A 17,033-nucleotide genomic window follows, 5' to 3' on the forward strand; every position below is an offset into this window, starting at 1 on the left:
CAAAAAAGGTGCACTCCAATGATCGGAATGCACCTTTTAAAATGATTATTGTTGTTCTGGAACGCGGACGGTCCATCGGGATAGGTCTGGACTTTCTTTTTGAATCATTTCCTTTGGATAGATGAACGTCCAAGGTTTTGTTGTGTTTGCTTTCACTGAAAGGGGAGCAAGACTGAATGATCCTGTTGCGACAAGTTCGCCAGTTGCGTCGATGAGTTCAAGTGGAAGTTTTTCGATGTTGATTTGTTTTGAATGACCGTTCCGAATGAACACGGACGCTGCAATTCCGCCGTCATCTTGTTCTTTAACTTGGAATCCACTTATGTTTACTTCGCGTGGTTTTAGTTTAGGAAGACCTTCAACGACTTTCGCAAGACCGTCTTTTTGTTCTTCGGATAAGCCGTCTTCCCATGCTTGTTCGAGTTCCAGTTTGTGAGGAACCATAGATTGCACGTTGAATGCAAGTTTCCAATTTTCTTGTGGTGGTGTTTCCGCAAAAACATTGTCTTTTGTAAAGACAAATACCCATGGACGTGCACTGCGTGCTGGGAGATCGCCAAGTTCGTTTAAGTCGAATTGATCTGAAGCAAGTGTGTTTCCTTCTTCGTCAAGTAGCATAAGTTCGACTTCTCCAACTGAAATTTGTTGGTCAAGAGAAGAACGGAAAAATGCTTTTACGAGCCAACTGCCATTTGCAGGTTCAACGTCGATGTCGATACCTGATAATGAAATTTGGTTCGGTTTAAGCGGTTCAAGTTCATTTGATAGAAATCTAAAGACGTATTCCTGTTCTTGTGGAATATTCCACTCTGGATGAAATGAAAGTGTCGTTTCGATTTCGTTTTCTTCATTTGAACTTTGAACACCATCAACGATTTCTTTTGAATCGATTGTGCTTTCAGTACCGGTTTTTTCAGCTTTCTTAAAAAATGAGAACAGATTCATTGTTGTGCCTCCTGTTGTTCGGTAATAAGCTTCATAAATCCAATTACTTCTGAAGCAATATCCCGACGTAGTCTTTGGTAATGTTTACCGAATAACTGAAGTCCCTCACGTTGATAAATCCGCATTGGATCTTCTTGTGAATAAGATCTTAGTCCAATACCTTCTTTTAAGCGAGTCATAACTTCAAGATGTTTTACCCACATCATATCAATATGTGAAAGCATTACTTGTGGAATTAATTGTAAGACTTGTTCATTGTCCGCAAATGTATCGATATACGCAAGTAATTCAGATACAGGTTCTTCAAATGATTTTAAGATGATAGATGTTTTATCTGAGTCATGTGAAACTTGAAGTGTATCTAGAAGGAGTGCATTCATTGTGCGCTCAATTTGATCGAAATCCCAGTTATCTGTACTTTCATTTTGTGGACAACTTTCAAGAACTACGAATTCGACTGTCTCATTCAACATTCCTTTCAGTTGATTGAGCAAATCTCCACCATCTAATATATCATCGCGAAGAGTGTAAACAACTTTACGTTGGTCATTGATGACATCATCAAGTTTCAAGTTGTATTCCCTCATTGAATAGTGAATTCCTTCAACGATGCGTTGTGTACGTTCTGTTATATCGTCGATTTCTGTATTGAGCACTAAGTGATCTTCATCTGTAGTTACTTTTTTCTGGAACTTTTCTATATCTTCCTTAGCAAAACGTTTGTACATATCGTCTTCGAGGGATAGAAAAAACTGGCTTTCTCCAGGGTCTCCCTGTCGACCTGAACGTCCACGAAGTTGGTTATCAATCCGGCGACTTTCGTGTTTTTCTGTTCCAAGAACAAATAACCCACCGTTCGCGGCAACACCTTCACCTAGAACGATATCGGTTCCACGACCCGCCATATTTGTTGCAACGGTAATATGGTTACGTTGGCCGGCTTGTGAAATGAGGTAAATCTCTTGTTCAACGCTTTTTGCATTGAGTAGATTATAATCCAGTTTGTATTCATCTAAATATTGAACTACCTTTTCGGATTGTAAAATGGACGTTGTTCCAACTAAAACGGGTTGTCCTGTTTTATTTCGTTTAGCAACTTCTTTTGCCATTGCTTTGTATTTTGCGTCAATGGTCTTGTACACACGGTCAGGTGAGTCAATTCGTGCACGAGGTTGGTTTGTTGGAACTTGGATAACTTCCATGCCATATACTTCCTGGAATTCTTTTTCCTGCGTTTTTGCAGTACCCGTCATTCCGCAAAGTTGTGGATACATACGGAAGTAGTTTTGAATTGTGATTTGTGCTTGTGCTTTATTTTCTTCAGTAATTGGAAGTCCTTCTTTTGCTTCAATCGCTTGATGAAGACCATCTGAAAGTGTTCGTCCTTCCATAATTCGCCCAGTAAACATATCCACAAGTTCAATCTTATCTTCTTTAACTATGTAATCGACGTCACGATTGAAGATGACATGTGCACGTACGGCTTGAATTACGTAGTGATAAAGCGTTTGGTGATCAAGTTCGTATAAATTATCTACGCCGAAAGCTTTTTCAACTTTCTCAATACCAGTATCCGTGAGAGAAGTTGCCTTGGTTTCATCATCGAAATCGAAGTCGCGCTCTTCTTTAAAGCGGCTTGCAAGACGTGCAGCGATGTAATGAAGATCGGCATCTGCCTGCATTTTTCCAGCTACAATTAAAGGTGTTTTCGCCTCATCGACCAGAATACTATCAACCTCATCAATAATTGCAAAGTTGTATGGACGTTGTACTCTTTGTGAAGCATGCTGCGCCATATTGTCACGCAAATAATCGAAACCAAATTCGGTTCCAACTCCGTATGTAATATCGGCATTGTATGCTTCTTGCTTTTCTGGTCCTTGCATCATCGGTAAATTAAGGCCAACTGTAAGACCTAAAAAGCGGTGGATTTTCCCGATTTGGTCAAAGTCACGTTGTGCGAGATAATCGTTTACCGTAATGACGTGAACGCCTTTGCCATCAAGTGCCCGAATATATGAGGGAAGTGCTGCGACAAGAGTTTTCCCCTCACCGGTTGGCATTTCTGAAATATCACCTTCCGTTAGTACAATTCCACCAATCAATTGCACATCGAATGGACGCATATTTAATACGCGTTTGGAAGCTTCACGGACAACTGCAAACGCATCTGGAATTAAAGATTTAATTGTTTCGCCTGAATTCACACGTTCTCTTAAAATCTCTGTCATACTCATTAGTTCTTCATCAGACAAAGATTCATATTTGGATTCTAGCTTATTTATTTGATCGACAACTTTACGATATTTTCGAAGCTGCCGCTCGCTCGTTTTAGTTGAACGCTTAAAGAATGATAACATGAATGAACGCTCCTTTTTTCCGGTCCATATAAGGACCCGTACCTATTTTATCAAAAATGCTAATGAATTACTACCTCTAGCTGTTTCCATCATATAGTAGCAAAAAGTGCGGGATAGATAATGCATCATGGGGAAAGATAAACAGAAGAAATTAGACGGAAATTGATGCAGGTTTAACTAGTAAAGATGCTTTCTGAGTTTATACATGCTATAATACTCTTGGATTACTAATATCGATTTAACTTAGGGAGGAAGGACATGATATTCCTTGCAATGGCTGTTGCTTTCGCAGCTTCCATATTACTTACTCCGCTTGTCAGAAGATTTGCATTCCGTATTGGTGCAGTTGACCGTCCGAATTACCGAAAAGTCCATGCGTCCATAATGCCACGAATTGGTGGGCTCGCAATATTTGGTGCATTTCTAATCGGATACTTTTTCTTACGGCCTGAAGATGAGCATTCTACTGGTATTCTCATCGGAGCACTCATTATTATTATAACGGGTTTTCTAGATGATATGTTTGAAATTACAGCTAAAGCAAAAATTGTTGGTCAATTAGCCGCTGCAATCGTTGTTGTTTCGTGGGGCGGATTACAAATTGATGCAATTAATATACCATTTATTGGTGTTCAATTCGATTTTGGTTACCTAAGCATTCCGATTACAATTATTTGGATTATCGGCATAACGAACGCAATTAATTTAATAGATGGATTAGATGGGCTAGCAGCTGGCGTTTCCACAATCGCTCTTATTACAATTTCGGTAATGGCGATTATTATGGGTAATCCATTTGTTATGGCGACAGCGGCGATACTTGCAGCTAGTTCTGCAGGATTTCTGTTTTTTAACTTTCATCCAGCAAAAATATTCATGGGGGACACCGGATCCTTATTCCTCGGTTTCATGATATCTGTTCTTGCGTTATTAGGATTTAAAAATGTCGCGTTTATTTCACTTATCATTCCGGTTATTATGCTCGGGGTTCCAATTTCTGATACGTTTTTCGCAATTGTTCGTAGAATCAGAATGAAACAAAAAGTCACGGCTCCAGATAAATCTCATTTACATCATTGTTTGCTCCGTGCGGGCTTTTCGCATAAACAAACGGTATTGATCATTTATGGACTTGCTGCTTTGTTCGGTGTTGCCGCAATCTTGTTCTCCCAAGCAACAGTTTGGGGCTCGATTATACTGTTGGTCGTAATGCTTTTGGCAATTGAATTATTTGTTGAAATTATCGGACTTGCAGGCGCGAACTATCGACCGTTACTGAATTTTGTACGGATGATTGGAAAATAGTAAGGAAGTTAAAAAGACGATTCAGCACCTTTCTATTTAGAAGGTTGCTGAATCGTTTTTTTGTACTTATTTATCTGAAACGTTGCGAAGTTTCCCGAAAGCGTTGCGAAGTTTCCCGGAAACGTTGTAGACTGACCCAGCGATATGGGACACATATAAAGCAACACTATCAGGCTGCCTTTTCACCGTATTTTATTGGCGTAAGGTAGCCTAGTTTTTCTTGAATACGTTCTTCATTATAATACTTCAAATAAGTAGAAACACGATTAACGACCTCCGCATTGCTAAGTGAGTTGAACCGCACATACTGAAACTCCTCAGATTTCAAGCTTGAGTGAAATGATTCAATCACCGCATTATCCCAACAGTTTCCTCTCCGTGACATACTGCTGACAATATGATGTTCCTTCATGAATTCCTGGTATGCGTAGGACGAGTACACAGTCCCTTGATCAGAATGTATCATAACTCCCTCTGGATTGTTGCGGTTGGCCAATGCCTCTTTAAGCGTGTCGATGACAAGCGATGTCTTTTGATGATTGTATAATTTATAGGCAACAATTTCATTATTATATAAATCCATAATGGTTGAAAGATATTTTGTTGTGCTTCCATATTGAATATAGGTAATATCGGTGACCCACTTCTCGTTTGGTGCACTGGCAGTAAAATTTCGATTAAGAAGATTGGGTCTGATGACTACAGTTTCACCTTGCGATTTCCATTTTCGTTTCGGCTTTATCCGACACTGCACATTGTGCTTTTGCATGATTGATTGAACCGAATTACGATGTAATTTAATCGCATAATCCTGCTTTAACAAGGCTTTAATCTTCCTATGTCCATATCGATATTTCGTTTTTTTACACAGCTCAATAATGGCTACTTCATTGATTGAAAGTGTGATCTCACGCTCTTCGCCAAGCCATCTATAATAGCTTGTACGTGAGACTTGCAACGCCAATAAGATGGCTGAAATAGTATACTTGCCCTTCATATTCTCTACAGTTCTTATTACTTCTTCTTTTCCAACCCCCTTTTTATCTCTATATACTTTTTTAATATTTCATTCTCCATTATCAATTGGGATAGTTGATGGTCTTGCCTTTCTTGTTCATTCTTAAAATCATTGCGAAAACCATAGGAATACTGTTTGCCAATCGGTTGATCGAAGCGATAAAATTCATTGTTTTTATACCAATTCATCCAATCTGCAATTTGCGCTCTATTTTTAATTCCGTGTTTCTCCATGATTTCTTTATTAGTCATCTCGCCACTTAATTTATCCTTTACAGCAGCCCATTTAACTTCTCTTGAATATACGATTTTCTGCAATATAAAAACCTCCGATGTAGTTGCTTTTTTAAAGTGTATCACGTCGGTGTTGTTTTATATTGTCCCAACATTTTAGGTTAGCGCATTGCGAAGTTTCTCGAAAGCGTTGCGAAGTTTCGTAAACGTTGCGAAGTTTCCCGAAAACGTTGCGAAGTTTCTCGAAAACGTTGCGAAGTTTCTCGAAAGCGTTGCGAAGTTTCGTAAACGTTGCGAAGTTTTTCGGAAACGTTGCGAAGTTTCCCGAAAAGCGTTGCGAAGTTTCTCGAAAGCGTTGCGAAGTTTCGTAAACGTTGCGAAGTTTCCCGAAAACGTTGCGAGGTTTTCAAAAAGCGTTGCGAAGTTTCCCAAAAACGTCGCCGCCTCTCTAACTCCTTACCAAGACAAAGAAAAGCCCGACAATGAATGTCGGGCTTTTCCCATATTAGTTATTTAAGCTGCCTTCGTTGGCAGATTCGTCTGAATCTACAACATTAGTGTCATCATTTGTTAGACTTGAAGAGGTTGTTGGAATTTCAAGATGCGTTTTCATTTCTACTTTTACTCTCTCTAGATCCTTATCGTCAAGTTTCCAGTAGTAGACTCGAGGTTTGGTTTCGTATTCTTTCCACCAATCGGATCCTTCCAAGTTCAGTGTTTCAATTTGTGGTTTTCCGCCTTTTATATAATCTATAAAAGATTTCATTTCATCATATTTCATATTGGTTTTCATATTATCGCCAATGGCATCAATGACACCGCCGTATTTTGTTACAGATGAAAGTGAAGTTGCTTCCTTCATAATTGCTTGCATAATCATTTGCTGACGTTTGCCTCGTTCAACATCGCTGTCGAGTTTTCGAGTACGCGCAAGTGCAAGTGCGTGTCTTCCATCAAGATGCTGAAGACCTTTTATCAATTGTATTGTGTTTCTGTCGAATTCATCTTTCTCAAGACGGTCGTAAGGAACTTCAACTTCAATACCGCCTAATTCATCAACAACGTCGATAAAAGCATTGAAATTCATTTTCACATAATAATCAATAGGAATGTCGAGTAAATTTTCAACGGTATCGATTGTTCCGATTGTGCCTCCAAAAGCGTGGGCGTGATTTATTTTATCGCTGTATCCTTTATTAGGAATGTACACATATGAATCACGTGGAATGCTTAGTAATTTTACTGTTTTTTGCTGTTTATTTAGTGTGGCAACAAGAATAGCATCTGAACGGCCATTCTCTTCATTTGCTTTTCGTGTTTCACTTTCGTCAACGCCGATAAAAAGAATTGAAACACTATCGTTTACCGGTTCGACTGCGACTTCGCGTAATTCAGATTTCGGACGATTCTCAATCTTCTCATATGCGCGATCTGCAGCACTTTCTGCTTTTTTCTGCAAAGTAACACCCCAAGCGACAACGAATAGGAATGCGGATAGCAATACGAGCAAGGATACTTTTAAAGCAAGTCGCTTACCTGAAGTGCTCTTTTTTACTTTTTTATACTCTTTTCTCTTCATCTTTTTAGTCCCTCCGACCTCGTTATATTGCACGTTTAGCAATTGGATCTCTAAATGATAAGGTCACTTCATTTAGATAGACGTATTTATTATATATAAAGTTTATATAGTAGTTAAAAATTCAATCTAACCTATTATACTACTTTAAACCCTATCCGTAAATTAATTAGATATTAAACTCTAAAAATTCATGCTCAATCGACAAAATCCGCATCTGGCCATTCGTTAAATCCATCATCCACTGTGTAAAAGTATCCTCTTCCAAAACCGGTACATAAATGAGTAAATCTACATCATCCGCATACAAAATTTCTTTTAATGGGTACTCTGATTGCCGGACTTCGTTTTCAATTTTTCCAAGCCATGTGTAATCTACGGTTACCTTCATTAAAGAATGTAGGTTTCGTTCTACAGTCCCGGCAGCAGTAATGCCTTCTGTTGTTGCCCGTCCGTATGCACGGATGAGCCCGCCACTACCCAGTTTAATGCCTCCATAGTAACGAGTTACGACGACCACGACATCTTTAAGACCTTGTTTTTTTAAAACTTCCAGCATAGGAAACCCTGCTGTGCCAGACGGTTCACCGTCATCATTCGCTTTTTGGATGCCGTCATGTTCGCCGATTAGATAGGCGGAACAGTTATGTGTTGCTGTATGATGCGACTTTTTTACCTCATTAATGAAATCAAGTGCATCTTCTTCCGTTTCTGCACGTCTTATAGAAGTAAGAAATCTAGACTTCTGGATCACTAATTCACTTGTACCGTACCCTTTTACGGTTATGTAATTTTCACGCATGTACTTACCTCCATCACTTGTAATACAATTTTAATATTCATTAGGTCTTATAATGATATACTATACAAAGTATGTATAGGAACTTATCGCTCCAATAAATATGTTGTTATGTAGACCGGAGGGAAAAGATGACTGGTGATACAGTGGATATCCAATCGCTAGATGTAATCTTTAACAGTATGGTGCGTACGATGGACCAATCGAAGAATGATATATTCATTATAAGTGAACAAAGTCGAGAAAGCTTTGAGAGTATGAAGAATGAGGTAGATGTTGTCAGAGGGCAAATTGCTCAGGCGATAACTGAAGGTGATCATTTAGAAGAGATGACTCGACATTCACGAAAGCGGCTTGCTAACGTTTCAAAGAACTTTATGAATTATTCCGAAACGCAAGTGCGGGAAGCGTATGAAGTGGCGAATGACTTGCTCGTTCGTTTATCTGTTAGTCGACTGGAGGAAAAGCAACTTAGAGAACGTCGAGATGATCTCGATAGAAGGCTTGCGGGTTTGCTAGATACAATTGAAAGAGCAGACCAGCTTATCAATCAAGTCGCTGTTGTCATGAATTATTTGACGACAGATCTGAAAGATGTTGGCGAAGCACTAACAAATGCTAAAAATAAACATGACTTTAGTATTCGAATCATTCAAGCTCAGGAAGAAGAACGCAAACGCTTATCTCGTGACATTCATGATGGGCCTGCACAAATGTTGGCGAACGTCTTACTACGTGCGGGATTGATTGAAAAGACGTATAATGAAAGAGGGCCGGGACAAGCACTAGCTGAACTCTCAGAACTTAAAGAGACTGTGAAGTCCGCACTATTAGAAGTCCGTCGTATTATTTATGATTTAAGACCGATGGCTCTTGATGATTTAGGCCTTATTCCAACTTTGAAAAAGTATTTATCCAAAATTAACGAATTTGAAAAAGATAAGGAAATTCAGTTTAGAAATAGTGGACTAGAGCAACGTTTCCATACTGATTTTGAAGTTGCGATCTTCCGACTTGTACAAGAGTCTGTGTCGAATGCTTTAAAACATGGAAATTCTAAGGACATTTGGGTGAAAATTGAGTGGCTACACGATATAATAAATATTATGATCAAAGATAATGGTAAAGGCTTTAATCCGGACGAGGTAAGAGATAAATCATTTGGCCTTATTGGAATGCGTGAACGTGTTGACTTGCTTAAAGGGGAAATGAAAATCCAATCGACCCCTGGAAATGGCACATCAATATTATTCAAAATTCCACTTAAGGATGAAAAAATAATTGAGTCGAATTAAATAGGAGGAAATGACAATGACATTGACGAAAATCGTAATAGTAGACGATCACCAGTTATTCCGTGAGGGAGTAAAAAGAATTCTTGATTTTGAAGATTCGTTTGAAATTGTTGCTGAGGGAGATGACGGTAGCGATGTGATGGGGCTTTATGAACTTCATAAGCCAGACGTTGTTCTTATGGATATTAATATGCCACGTATGAACGGTGTCGATGCAACGGAAACTCTTATACAGGAATATCCCGATGCAAAAGTTATTATCTTATCGATTCATGATGACGAATCTTACGTCTCTCATGCGTTGAAAACGGGTGCACTCGGTTATATGTTGAAAGAAATGGATGCAGAAGCGATTATCCAAGCCATTAAAGTTGTAGCGGCGGGCGGTTCTTACTTACATCCAAAAGTTACGCATAATCTTGTAACTGAGTTCCGTAGATTAAGCGACCGCGAGCATAAGGGATCGTTTCATCAGACGGACATCCGTCGACCATTTCACTTACTTACAAAGCGTGAGTGTGAAGTATTGCAGTTATTGACGGATGGTCAAAGTAACCGTACAATCGGTGAAACATTGTTCATTTCCGAAAAAACTGTAAAAAATCACGTGTCGAGCGTTTTGCAAAAGATGGCCGTAAACGATCGTACGCAGGCCGTTGTTTCGGCAATTAAAAACGGTTGGGTTGAAGTTAAATAATACAAGTGTTGTCTATATAAAAGTAGAAGGCCTTCCGTTTGGAGCGGCCTTTTTACTAATGCAGGAGGAATTTTTTTGAAGAAAGTATGGATGTCTATGTTACTAGCCCTAGTTCTTATACTTGGGGCATGTAGTGGCGATAAAGACGACGGAGCAACATCAGGGTCCGTAGATGACGGAGAAGCCTTAAACGAGAACGGAGCCATCGATCACGGCGTGGATGAAAATAAGATCGGCTTTGGTCTAACGGATGGCACGATTGAAGAGGCACAAAATATACCACCCGCTGAAAAAGAGGAAATCATGCAGATGTTCGAAACGTATATTGATGCATTCAATGACAAGGACATCGAACGATTCAGTGATTTATTATCGGCGACCTCGGAAAGTTTTGATAAGGAAGAAGAGCGTGCGTATATGGAAAAGAATTTTAACGAATTCGATTTCAAACGTACAGCATCGAATGTAACAATTGTTAAGTATTCTGAAGAAGAAGCACAAGTATTTGCGAATCTTGAAACGTCGATGAAACAGCTATCAACGGGATTAGAGACGAATGCAACGGGACGTCAAGTTACTTTAGTGACAAAAGAAGACGGCAAGTGGAATGTATCATCGGTTCATTATATTGGTGACAACAACAAATAAAATAGAATCCAATGAGAGGACTCAACAATCTCATTGGATTCTATTTTTTTACTAATAAATACATGAAATAAGGTCCGCCTATCAATGCGGTCATAATTCCTGCGGGTATACCATCAGGGGTAACTAAGTTCCGTCCGATTGTATCTGCCAGTAATAATAACCACGCGCCGATGAGTATGGCAATAGGGAGGTACAATTGATTTCTAGGTCCTACCAACGATTTAGCAATATGCGGAGCCATCAGTCCAACAAATGCAATTCCCCCTGTTACAGAAACAGCTGATGCTGCAAGGGCAACTGCTGTCAAGAGTAAGATGATTCGCTCCTTTTGAATTGAAACGCCAATTCCAATAGCTGTAGATTCACCAAGACCTAAAAGATTAAGCCGATTTGCTTTGTAAAGCGTAAATGGAATTAATACAAGTAGCCACGGAAGTATTGCCCAAATGAAAGGCCAGTCCGCACCCCAAATATTTCCGGCTAACCATTTTGCAATGAAATCTACTTTGGACCTTTCAGCGGATGAAATTAGGATAATCATGAAGCCGGAAAGAGCCATTGAAAAACCAATTCCAGTGAGTACTAATCTTACGGGATCGAGACCTCGATTTCGTTGGTACGAAAATAGATATATTAAGGCCGCAGTAAGTAAAGCACCAATAAATGCGACAAGGGGGAGCAAATAAACAAAAGAGCCCGTTTGTACAGGGACGAACAAAAAGAATACTGCAATTGCAACCCCAGCCCCCGCGTTAATGCCGATAATACCAGGATCAGCTAAATCATTTCGGGTTACACCTTGTAAAATTGCACCTGACAAAGCAAGAGCAGCACCCGCTAATAATGTAATGAAAATACGAGGTAATCGGACCGAATATAAAATGAAGTTTTCCTTAAAGGATCCATGCCCAAAAAAGATGGGAATCAGTCGGTCATACGAGAGGGAAGAAAAGCCCATTCCAACTCCGATAATGGTGGTCAATACAATAATTATGAGCAAGGACCAAAAAAGAATTCTTTGTTTTCGTAGTAATGTCGGTTGGATCATGAGAATGCTTTCCCTCCTTTACGAACGATTAGGAGAAAGAAAGGCAATCCCAACATCGCAACAATCGCTGCAACAGGTGTTTCAAATGGGGCATTTATTGTCCGACCAAGTGTATCCGCAAAGAGCATGAATGCTGCTCCCAATATGCCGGACATAGGAATGATATAGCGGTAATCCGTTCCAACGATTGCGCGGACGACATGTGGAACCATTAATCCAATAAAAGCCATATTTCCGGCAAGTGCAACGGCCGCACCAGCGAGTAGTGTAATATTAACGAACAGAATTACTTTCAAACGAGCCGTTTTTTGTCCCAATCCAATTGAGGTTTCTTCATTTAGGCTTAGGATGGTCAATTGTCTAGAGAGAACAATTGAAATAAGAATTCCGATTATAATGAAAGGAATGACGACTTGAAGTTGAGCCCAAGAAGTTCCTATCAAACCACCTGCCGTCCACATCGATACATCTTTTGAAACTTTGAAATAAATTCCAATGCCTTCTGCAATTGCGAATAAAAAGGCGGAAACTGCCGCTCCAGCAAGCACAATTCGCATAGGGGAAGAACCACCCTTTTGCATTGTGCTAATTCCTAAAACCATCAGTGCCCCGATAGCAGCACCGATAAAACAGGAAATCATAATCCCGAAATAGTTGACGGAAGGAAAGAACGCAATTGTTAGCGCGAGCGCGGCATTTGCCCCAGCTGTTAAGCCGAGTAATCCTGGATCTGCAAGGGGATTTCGAGTCATTCCCTGCATCATTGCGCCCGAAATCGCTAGAGCGGCTCCAACAAAAACAGCAGCAACTTCACGTGGTAAACGAATTTCTTGAATGATTGATATGGAATCTCCGGTTGTTTGAGTAAATAGCGATAACCATACATCTTTAAATGTGATGTCCGCTGCACCGAATACCATCGATGCAACAAACATCACGCCAAACAAAATAAATCCTACTAGTAGCTTATATGCAAATGGGATTGTACGGTGAGATTTTTTCTTCATCGGATACCCATCTTTCTTTTCCTGTTTTATTATTTTCCAAGGAAATTTTCTTTCAAGTATTCAAGTTGGAAATCTAGTGTAATTGGGTCGTTAAAGTAAAACTCTTTTGCGTTCACTTCATAGACTTGATTGTTCTTAACGGCCGGAATATTTTTATAGGTATCTGTTTCTGTGAAGGAATTATCGGTATCTGAACTCTTACTGAAAATCATATAATCACCAGCAAACTCAGGTAGAACTTCTAAGGAGAGTGCGTAGTATCCATCGGACAATGCCATTTCTTTTACTTTTTCAGGCATTTCTAATTTCATTTCTTGATAAATGATTTCAGTCCCACGGCCCCAATTGTCTCCGAAAACATAAAGTTGTTTATCAAAGTTTTCAATGACGGAAACCGTAGCGTCTTTGCCAATCTTCGCTTTAATTTCTTCACCTGCCGCATGTGTGCGTTTTTTGAAATCATCAATCCATGTCTGTGCTTTTTCTTCTTTATTTAACAACTTGGCAATTTCAAGATGTTGCGATAAGTAATCGAGTTTTCCGTATGTGTATGTAACAGTAGGTGCGATTTTACTCAATTTGTCTATGTTGTTAATGGTTGATAATCCGATAATTAAATCGGGTTCCAATTCAATGATTTGTTCCAAGCTTTCATCGGAAACTTCAACGGTATTTGATAAATATTCATCAAATCGAGGATTCATTTTTGACCATGAGTCGACACCGACCAAATTCACATCTAAAGCCATTACGTCACCTGCGTAAGTGGATAGGACGATTACTCGCTGTGGATTGGATGGAACTTCAATTGGACCCGCTTCAGATTCATACGTAAATGTTTCGGATTGCTGATCAGGTTCCGAAGTTGTTTTTTTATCTTTTTTATTAGTTGTATCGCTATTACAAGCACCTAAGATAAGTACGAATAGCAATGTGAATACGATTAAATGTTTTTTCATTTTAGTGTTACGCCCCTTTGATTAAATTATATGTGATGCACATCGGTTTCTTTGTTCGAGGATCCTGTCCGATTTCAGCGTCAATTGAAAATACTTGTTTGAGTACATCGTGACGAATGACTTCTTCGCAATTTCCTGACTTTACAACCTCACCGTCTTTTAAAGCTATGATGTAATCTGCAAAGCGGGCGGCTTGGTTTAAATCATGAAGCACCATAATAATCGTACGTTCCTGGTCTCTATTCAGTTTTTGTAAAAGTTCTAAAACCTCTAGCTGATGTGCCATATCCAAATAAGTAGTTGGTTCATCAAGAAAAATCATCTCGGTTTCTTGTGCCAATGCCATAGCAATCCATGCACGTTGACGTTGACCACCAGATAATGCATCGACGGGTCTGAATTTGAACTCTTTCGTTCCTGTAACTTCGAGTGCCCAGTCGATTACTTCATAATCCTTTTTTGTCAAACGTCCGAAACCTTTTTGATAAGGGAAGCGACCGTAAGATACTAGTTCCCCGACCGTTAAACCATTTGCACTTTCCGGACTTTGCGGGAGAATCGCCATCTTTCTGGCAAGTGTTTTTGTGTTTTCTTTTGAGATGTTTTTCCCGTCCAATAAGACGGCCCCTGACTGCTCTGAAATAATACGTGTAATTGCCTTCAAAAGTGTAGACTTTCCACAACCATTTGCTCCGATAATGGTTGTAATTTTTTTATCGGGAATTTCAATGTTCAAATTCTTAACGATTAAACGTTCACCGTAACTAATGCTTAAGTCATCTGTGTATAGGCGAACCACGATGCTGCCTCCTAATTATTAAATATTTTTTAATGAGAGTTGATAATGATTCTCATTATCAGTACAATGATAACTATAATAACAATTTTTCCAAAAGTCAATAATTGTTTCAAACAGATTCTTAGATACTTTATTTATTACGACAAAATCATTTAGGAGTGAATATGAATGCGAGAAATAGAATTATTTGATGTAATCATAATTGGAGGCGGTCCGGCGGGGCTATACTCAGCTTTCTATAGTGGATTAAGAGAAATGAAAACGAAACTTATTGAATTTCAACCGCAATTGGGAGGGAAACTACATGTATATCCGGAGAAAATGATTTGGGATATTGGTGGACAGACACCGATTCAGGGTGAAAAGTTAATTGAACAACTTGTTGAACAGGGGTTAACGTTTAATCCAAAAGTCGTGCTAAATGAAAAAGTGGATTCAATTACACAAAATGAAGCTGGGATTTTTGAATTGCAAGCGGCTTCGGGGGAAAAGCATTTTTCCAAAACAGTCATTGTTGCTGTTGGTGGTGGAATATTAAATCCACAAAAAATAGAAATTGAAGGTGCAGAGAAATTTGAAGTGACGAATTTGAATTATACCGTAAAGTCTTTAAAGCGGTTTAAAGATAAAATAGTAATAATTTCAGGAGGGGGAAATTCCGCAATTGATTGGGCGAATGAATTGGAATCAATCGCGAAAAAAGTGTATGTAACGTATAGAAAATCGGCTTTAACAGGGCATGAAGCACAAATCGCACAACTTATGAACAGTTCTGTAGTTTGTTATTTTAACACATCCATTACAAAACTAATTGCTTGTGGGAATCATGAAGTGATTGAGCACGTTGAACTGACCAATTATGAAACAGATGAGATAACGTATTTGCCAATTGATGAAGTCGTTATTAATCATGGATACGAACGCGATAAAAAATTACTCGAGAACAGCAAATTAGATGTTAAAATTACGAACGAATACTTTATTGCGGGCAATTCAAACAGTGAATCTTCGATTGGAGGACTTTACGCTGCAGGCGATATTTTGATGCATGACGGTAAATTAAATTTAATAGCGGGGACATTCCAAGACGCGGCAAATGCTGTGAATAAAGCCAAACAGTATATCCAGCCCGGTGCAAATGAAAACGGTATGGTATCTTCTCATAATGAAATCTTTAAAAAACGAAATAAGGATTTGGTCAAACAACTGATCAATTAATACGTATGTAAAGCAAAAAGAATCCTTGAATGGGATTCTTTTTTTGCGTTCATATTGATATTTTTTGAATTCAGGCATATACTGAATTAGAACCCATGTTCGCTTTTACAGAAAGGAGAAAAAGATATGCCCTTAATTCCGGTAGAGGCGATGCCGCATTTTGAGAATATGATTTACTTACCTATGGTGTTAATTATTTTGGAGAGGGACCGAGAGCTCTTTGAAAAAGGCACATTCAAACTAAAAAGACCTTATTTTAAAATTGTTGAGGAGGCGCAGAAAATCGTACAGCTCGAATTAAAAGAGACGAAAATTTACATGCGTCGTAATAATATGCAGGTCATTCGCGGGAAAACAGACAACACATTTACTGAGTACGCATTTTTATGTGGAGGCTATGAGGACCACCGCCGCTATTTAAACGTTCGTCTTCGGAACAGAACCGAAGAGTTACTTGACGTTTATTTTGCTATGACGGGTGGATGAAAATCAGAATCCACTGTATGGAAAAAGAAGAGATTTTCGATTTATGCTTTCCTGCTTTTTTAAAAAATCTTTATGCAAGAAGCAGGCGAATGTATATTGACGATATATCGTTGTAGCGGATACATTGACTTGGATATCCTGGTCGTTTTCTAAGTAAATGATGCAGCCCATTTTATTCGGCTTAATATTTTCGATTGCATGCAAGGCAATCCATTCATTCTGCGAGGAAGAATGGGACATTGTGGGCAGAATAATAAAGGGCCTTTTGAAATTATGGGCGATAATAATTGGTGTTTTATGTCGTTTACCAAGAATGTTTTTTGACGCAATTGTGGCATTATGAAAGGTTTCTCCATAATAATCACAAGAATTCATAACGATTTGTGCTGAAGACTTTGGAATAATAAATTTACGAGAACGCTCAATAACTAAAGTCGATCGTGTAGCCCCATCCAAAATTGGTTGCAAAGCAAATGTTTCAAATGAAATATGATAACTCGACTTCCTTCTACTTCTTTCCAATAAAATCACCTTCCGTTTGTTAGATTTGTAATTCTTCCTAACTATAACCTGGGCCTATTTTACAATGCAAAAGGATGAATATACTATATGGGCTACCGAAACGTATGGTTTCAGTAGC

General features: G+C 38.9%; 18 protein-coding genes. 6 read left to right on the forward strand and 12 right to left on the reverse strand.

Annotated elements, in window-relative coordinates; translation table 11 throughout:
* Window positions 1-45: 45 nt before the first annotated feature.
* Together ACP8HH_RS03560 and secA2 are read right to left on the reverse strand one after the other, a co-directional pair.
* Window positions 46-945 carry an accessory Sec system S-layer assembly protein gene (locus ACP8HH_RS03560; protein WP_438315932.1) on the reverse strand — a complete coding sequence of 300 codons (900 nt, stop codon included), beginning with the start codon at window positions 943-945 and terminating at the stop codon, window positions 46-48.
* Window positions 942-3,305, reverse strand: coding sequence for an accessory Sec system translocase SecA2 (secA2, locus tag ACP8HH_RS03565; protein ID WP_438315935.1), 2,364 nt, complete (start codon window positions 3,303-3,305; stop codon window positions 942-944). The genes ACP8HH_RS03560 and secA2 overlap by 4 nt, the downstream gene beginning before the upstream one ends.
* A gap of 258 nt (window positions 3,306-3,563) precedes the next feature.
* On the opposite strand from secA2, the gene ACP8HH_RS03570 reads away from it, so the two are divergent.
* Window positions 3,564-4,610, forward strand: coding sequence for a glycosyltransferase family 4 protein (locus ACP8HH_RS03570; RefSeq protein WP_438315938.1), 1,047 nt, complete (start codon window positions 3,564-3,566; stop codon window positions 4,608-4,610).
* A 169-nt stretch (window positions 4,611-4,779) separates the two neighbouring features.
* Here the strand turns inward: ACP8HH_RS03570 and ACP8HH_RS03575 are convergent, their stop codons facing one another.
* The 5 genes from ACP8HH_RS03575 to ACP8HH_RS03595 form a co-directional block, all read right to left on the reverse strand.
* Window positions 4,780-5,607 carry an IS3 family transposase gene (locus ACP8HH_RS03575; protein ID WP_438315036.1) on the reverse strand — a complete coding sequence of 276 codons (828 nt, stop codon included), beginning with the start codon at window positions 5,605-5,607 and terminating at the stop codon, window positions 4,780-4,782.
* A gap of 17 nt (window positions 5,608-5,624) precedes the next feature.
* The gene (locus ACP8HH_RS03580; RefSeq protein WP_438315039.1) at window positions 5,625-5,945 is read right to left on the reverse strand and encodes a transposase; all 321 of its coding nucleotides are present in this window, start codon (window positions 5,943-5,945) and stop codon (window positions 5,625-5,627) included.
* Between the two features lie 72 nt (window positions 5,946-6,017).
* Window positions 6,018-6,293: a hypothetical protein gene (locus ACP8HH_RS03585; RefSeq protein ID WP_438315941.1), complete on the reverse strand. Its 276-nt coding sequence runs from the start codon at window positions 6,291-6,293 to the stop codon at window positions 6,018-6,020.
* 73 nt (window positions 6,294-6,366) lie between these two features.
* The gene (locus ACP8HH_RS03590; RefSeq protein ID WP_438315944.1) at window positions 6,367-7,440 is read right to left on the reverse strand and encodes an LCP family protein; all 1,074 of its coding nucleotides are present in this window, start codon (window positions 7,438-7,440) and stop codon (window positions 6,367-6,369) included.
* Window positions 7,441-7,606: 166 nt separating this feature from the next.
* Entirely contained in the window at window positions 7,607-8,239 is a 633-nt protein-coding gene (locus tag ACP8HH_RS03595) for a YigZ family protein (protein ID WP_438315946.1), read from the reverse strand.
* A 128-nt stretch (window positions 8,240-8,367) separates the two neighbouring features.
* Between ACP8HH_RS03595 and ACP8HH_RS03600 the strand changes: the two genes are divergently transcribed.
* From ACP8HH_RS03600 to ACP8HH_RS03610, 3 genes are all read left to right on the forward strand, one after another.
* Window positions 8,368-9,531, forward strand: a complete 1,164-nt coding sequence (locus ACP8HH_RS03600; RefSeq protein ID WP_438315948.1) for a sensor histidine kinase — start codon at window positions 8,368-8,370, stop codon at window positions 9,529-9,531.
* A 22-nt stretch (window positions 9,532-9,553) separates the two neighbouring features.
* Complete coding sequence (locus ACP8HH_RS03605; RefSeq protein ID WP_438319020.1) at window positions 9,554-10,228, forward strand: response regulator transcription factor; 675 nt, start codon at window positions 9,554-9,556, stop codon at window positions 10,226-10,228.
* A 75-nt stretch (window positions 10,229-10,303) separates the two neighbouring features.
* Window positions 10,304-10,876, forward strand: a complete 573-nt coding sequence (locus tag ACP8HH_RS03610; protein WP_438315951.1) for a nuclear transport factor 2 family protein — start codon at window positions 10,304-10,306, stop codon at window positions 10,874-10,876.
* Window positions 10,877-10,916: 40 nt separating this feature from the next.
* Here the strand turns inward: ACP8HH_RS03610 and ACP8HH_RS03615 are convergent, their stop codons facing one another.
* From ACP8HH_RS03615 to ACP8HH_RS03630, 4 genes are read right to left on the reverse strand one after another with little or no spacing between them, the layout of a single operon-like run.
* Window positions 10,917-11,924 carry a FecCD family ABC transporter permease gene (locus ACP8HH_RS03615; protein ID WP_438315953.1) on the reverse strand — a complete coding sequence of 336 codons (1,008 nt, stop codon included), beginning with the start codon at window positions 11,922-11,924 and terminating at the stop codon, window positions 10,917-10,919.
* Window positions 11,921-12,931 carry a FecCD family ABC transporter permease gene (locus ACP8HH_RS03620; RefSeq protein WP_438315956.1) on the reverse strand — a complete coding sequence of 337 codons (1,011 nt, stop codon included), beginning with the start codon at window positions 12,929-12,931 and terminating at the stop codon, window positions 11,921-11,923. The genes ACP8HH_RS03615 and ACP8HH_RS03620 overlap by 4 nt, the downstream gene beginning before the upstream one ends.
* Before the next feature lie 29 nt (window positions 12,932-12,960).
* Window positions 12,961-13,890, reverse strand: coding sequence for an iron-hydroxamate ABC transporter substrate-binding protein (locus ACP8HH_RS03625; RefSeq protein ID WP_438315959.1), 930 nt, complete (start codon window positions 13,888-13,890; stop codon window positions 12,961-12,963).
* 7 nt (window positions 13,891-13,897) lie between these two features.
* A complete protein-coding gene (locus ACP8HH_RS03630; protein WP_438315962.1) occupies window positions 13,898-14,689 on the reverse strand; it encodes an ABC transporter ATP-binding protein in 792 nt (263 codons plus the stop codon).
* Window positions 14,690-14,857: 168 nt separating this feature from the next.
* Here ACP8HH_RS03630 and ACP8HH_RS03635 point away from each other — a divergent pair, with 168 nt between their 5' ends.
* A complete protein-coding gene (locus tag ACP8HH_RS03635; protein ID WP_438315964.1) occupies window positions 14,858-15,907 on the forward strand; it encodes an NAD(P)/FAD-dependent oxidoreductase in 1,050 nt (349 codons plus the stop codon).
* Between the two features lie 126 nt (window positions 15,908-16,033).
* On the forward strand, window positions 16,034-16,393 hold the full coding sequence (locus ACP8HH_RS03640; protein WP_438315967.1) for a hypothetical protein: 360 nt from the start codon (window positions 16,034-16,036) through the stop codon (window positions 16,391-16,393).
* A 3-nt stretch (window positions 16,394-16,396) separates the two neighbouring features.
* Here the strand turns inward: ACP8HH_RS03640 and ACP8HH_RS03645 are convergent, their stop codons facing one another.
* Window positions 16,397-16,915, reverse strand: a complete 519-nt coding sequence (locus tag ACP8HH_RS03645; RefSeq protein ID WP_438315970.1) for a competence protein ComK — start codon at window positions 16,913-16,915, stop codon at window positions 16,397-16,399.
* Window positions 16,916-17,033: the final 118 nt, after the last annotated feature.

This window comes from Sporosarcina sp. FA9 (assembly GCF_051550205.1).
Lineage (GTDB): Bacteria > Bacillota > Bacilli > Bacillales_A > Planococcaceae > Sporosarcina.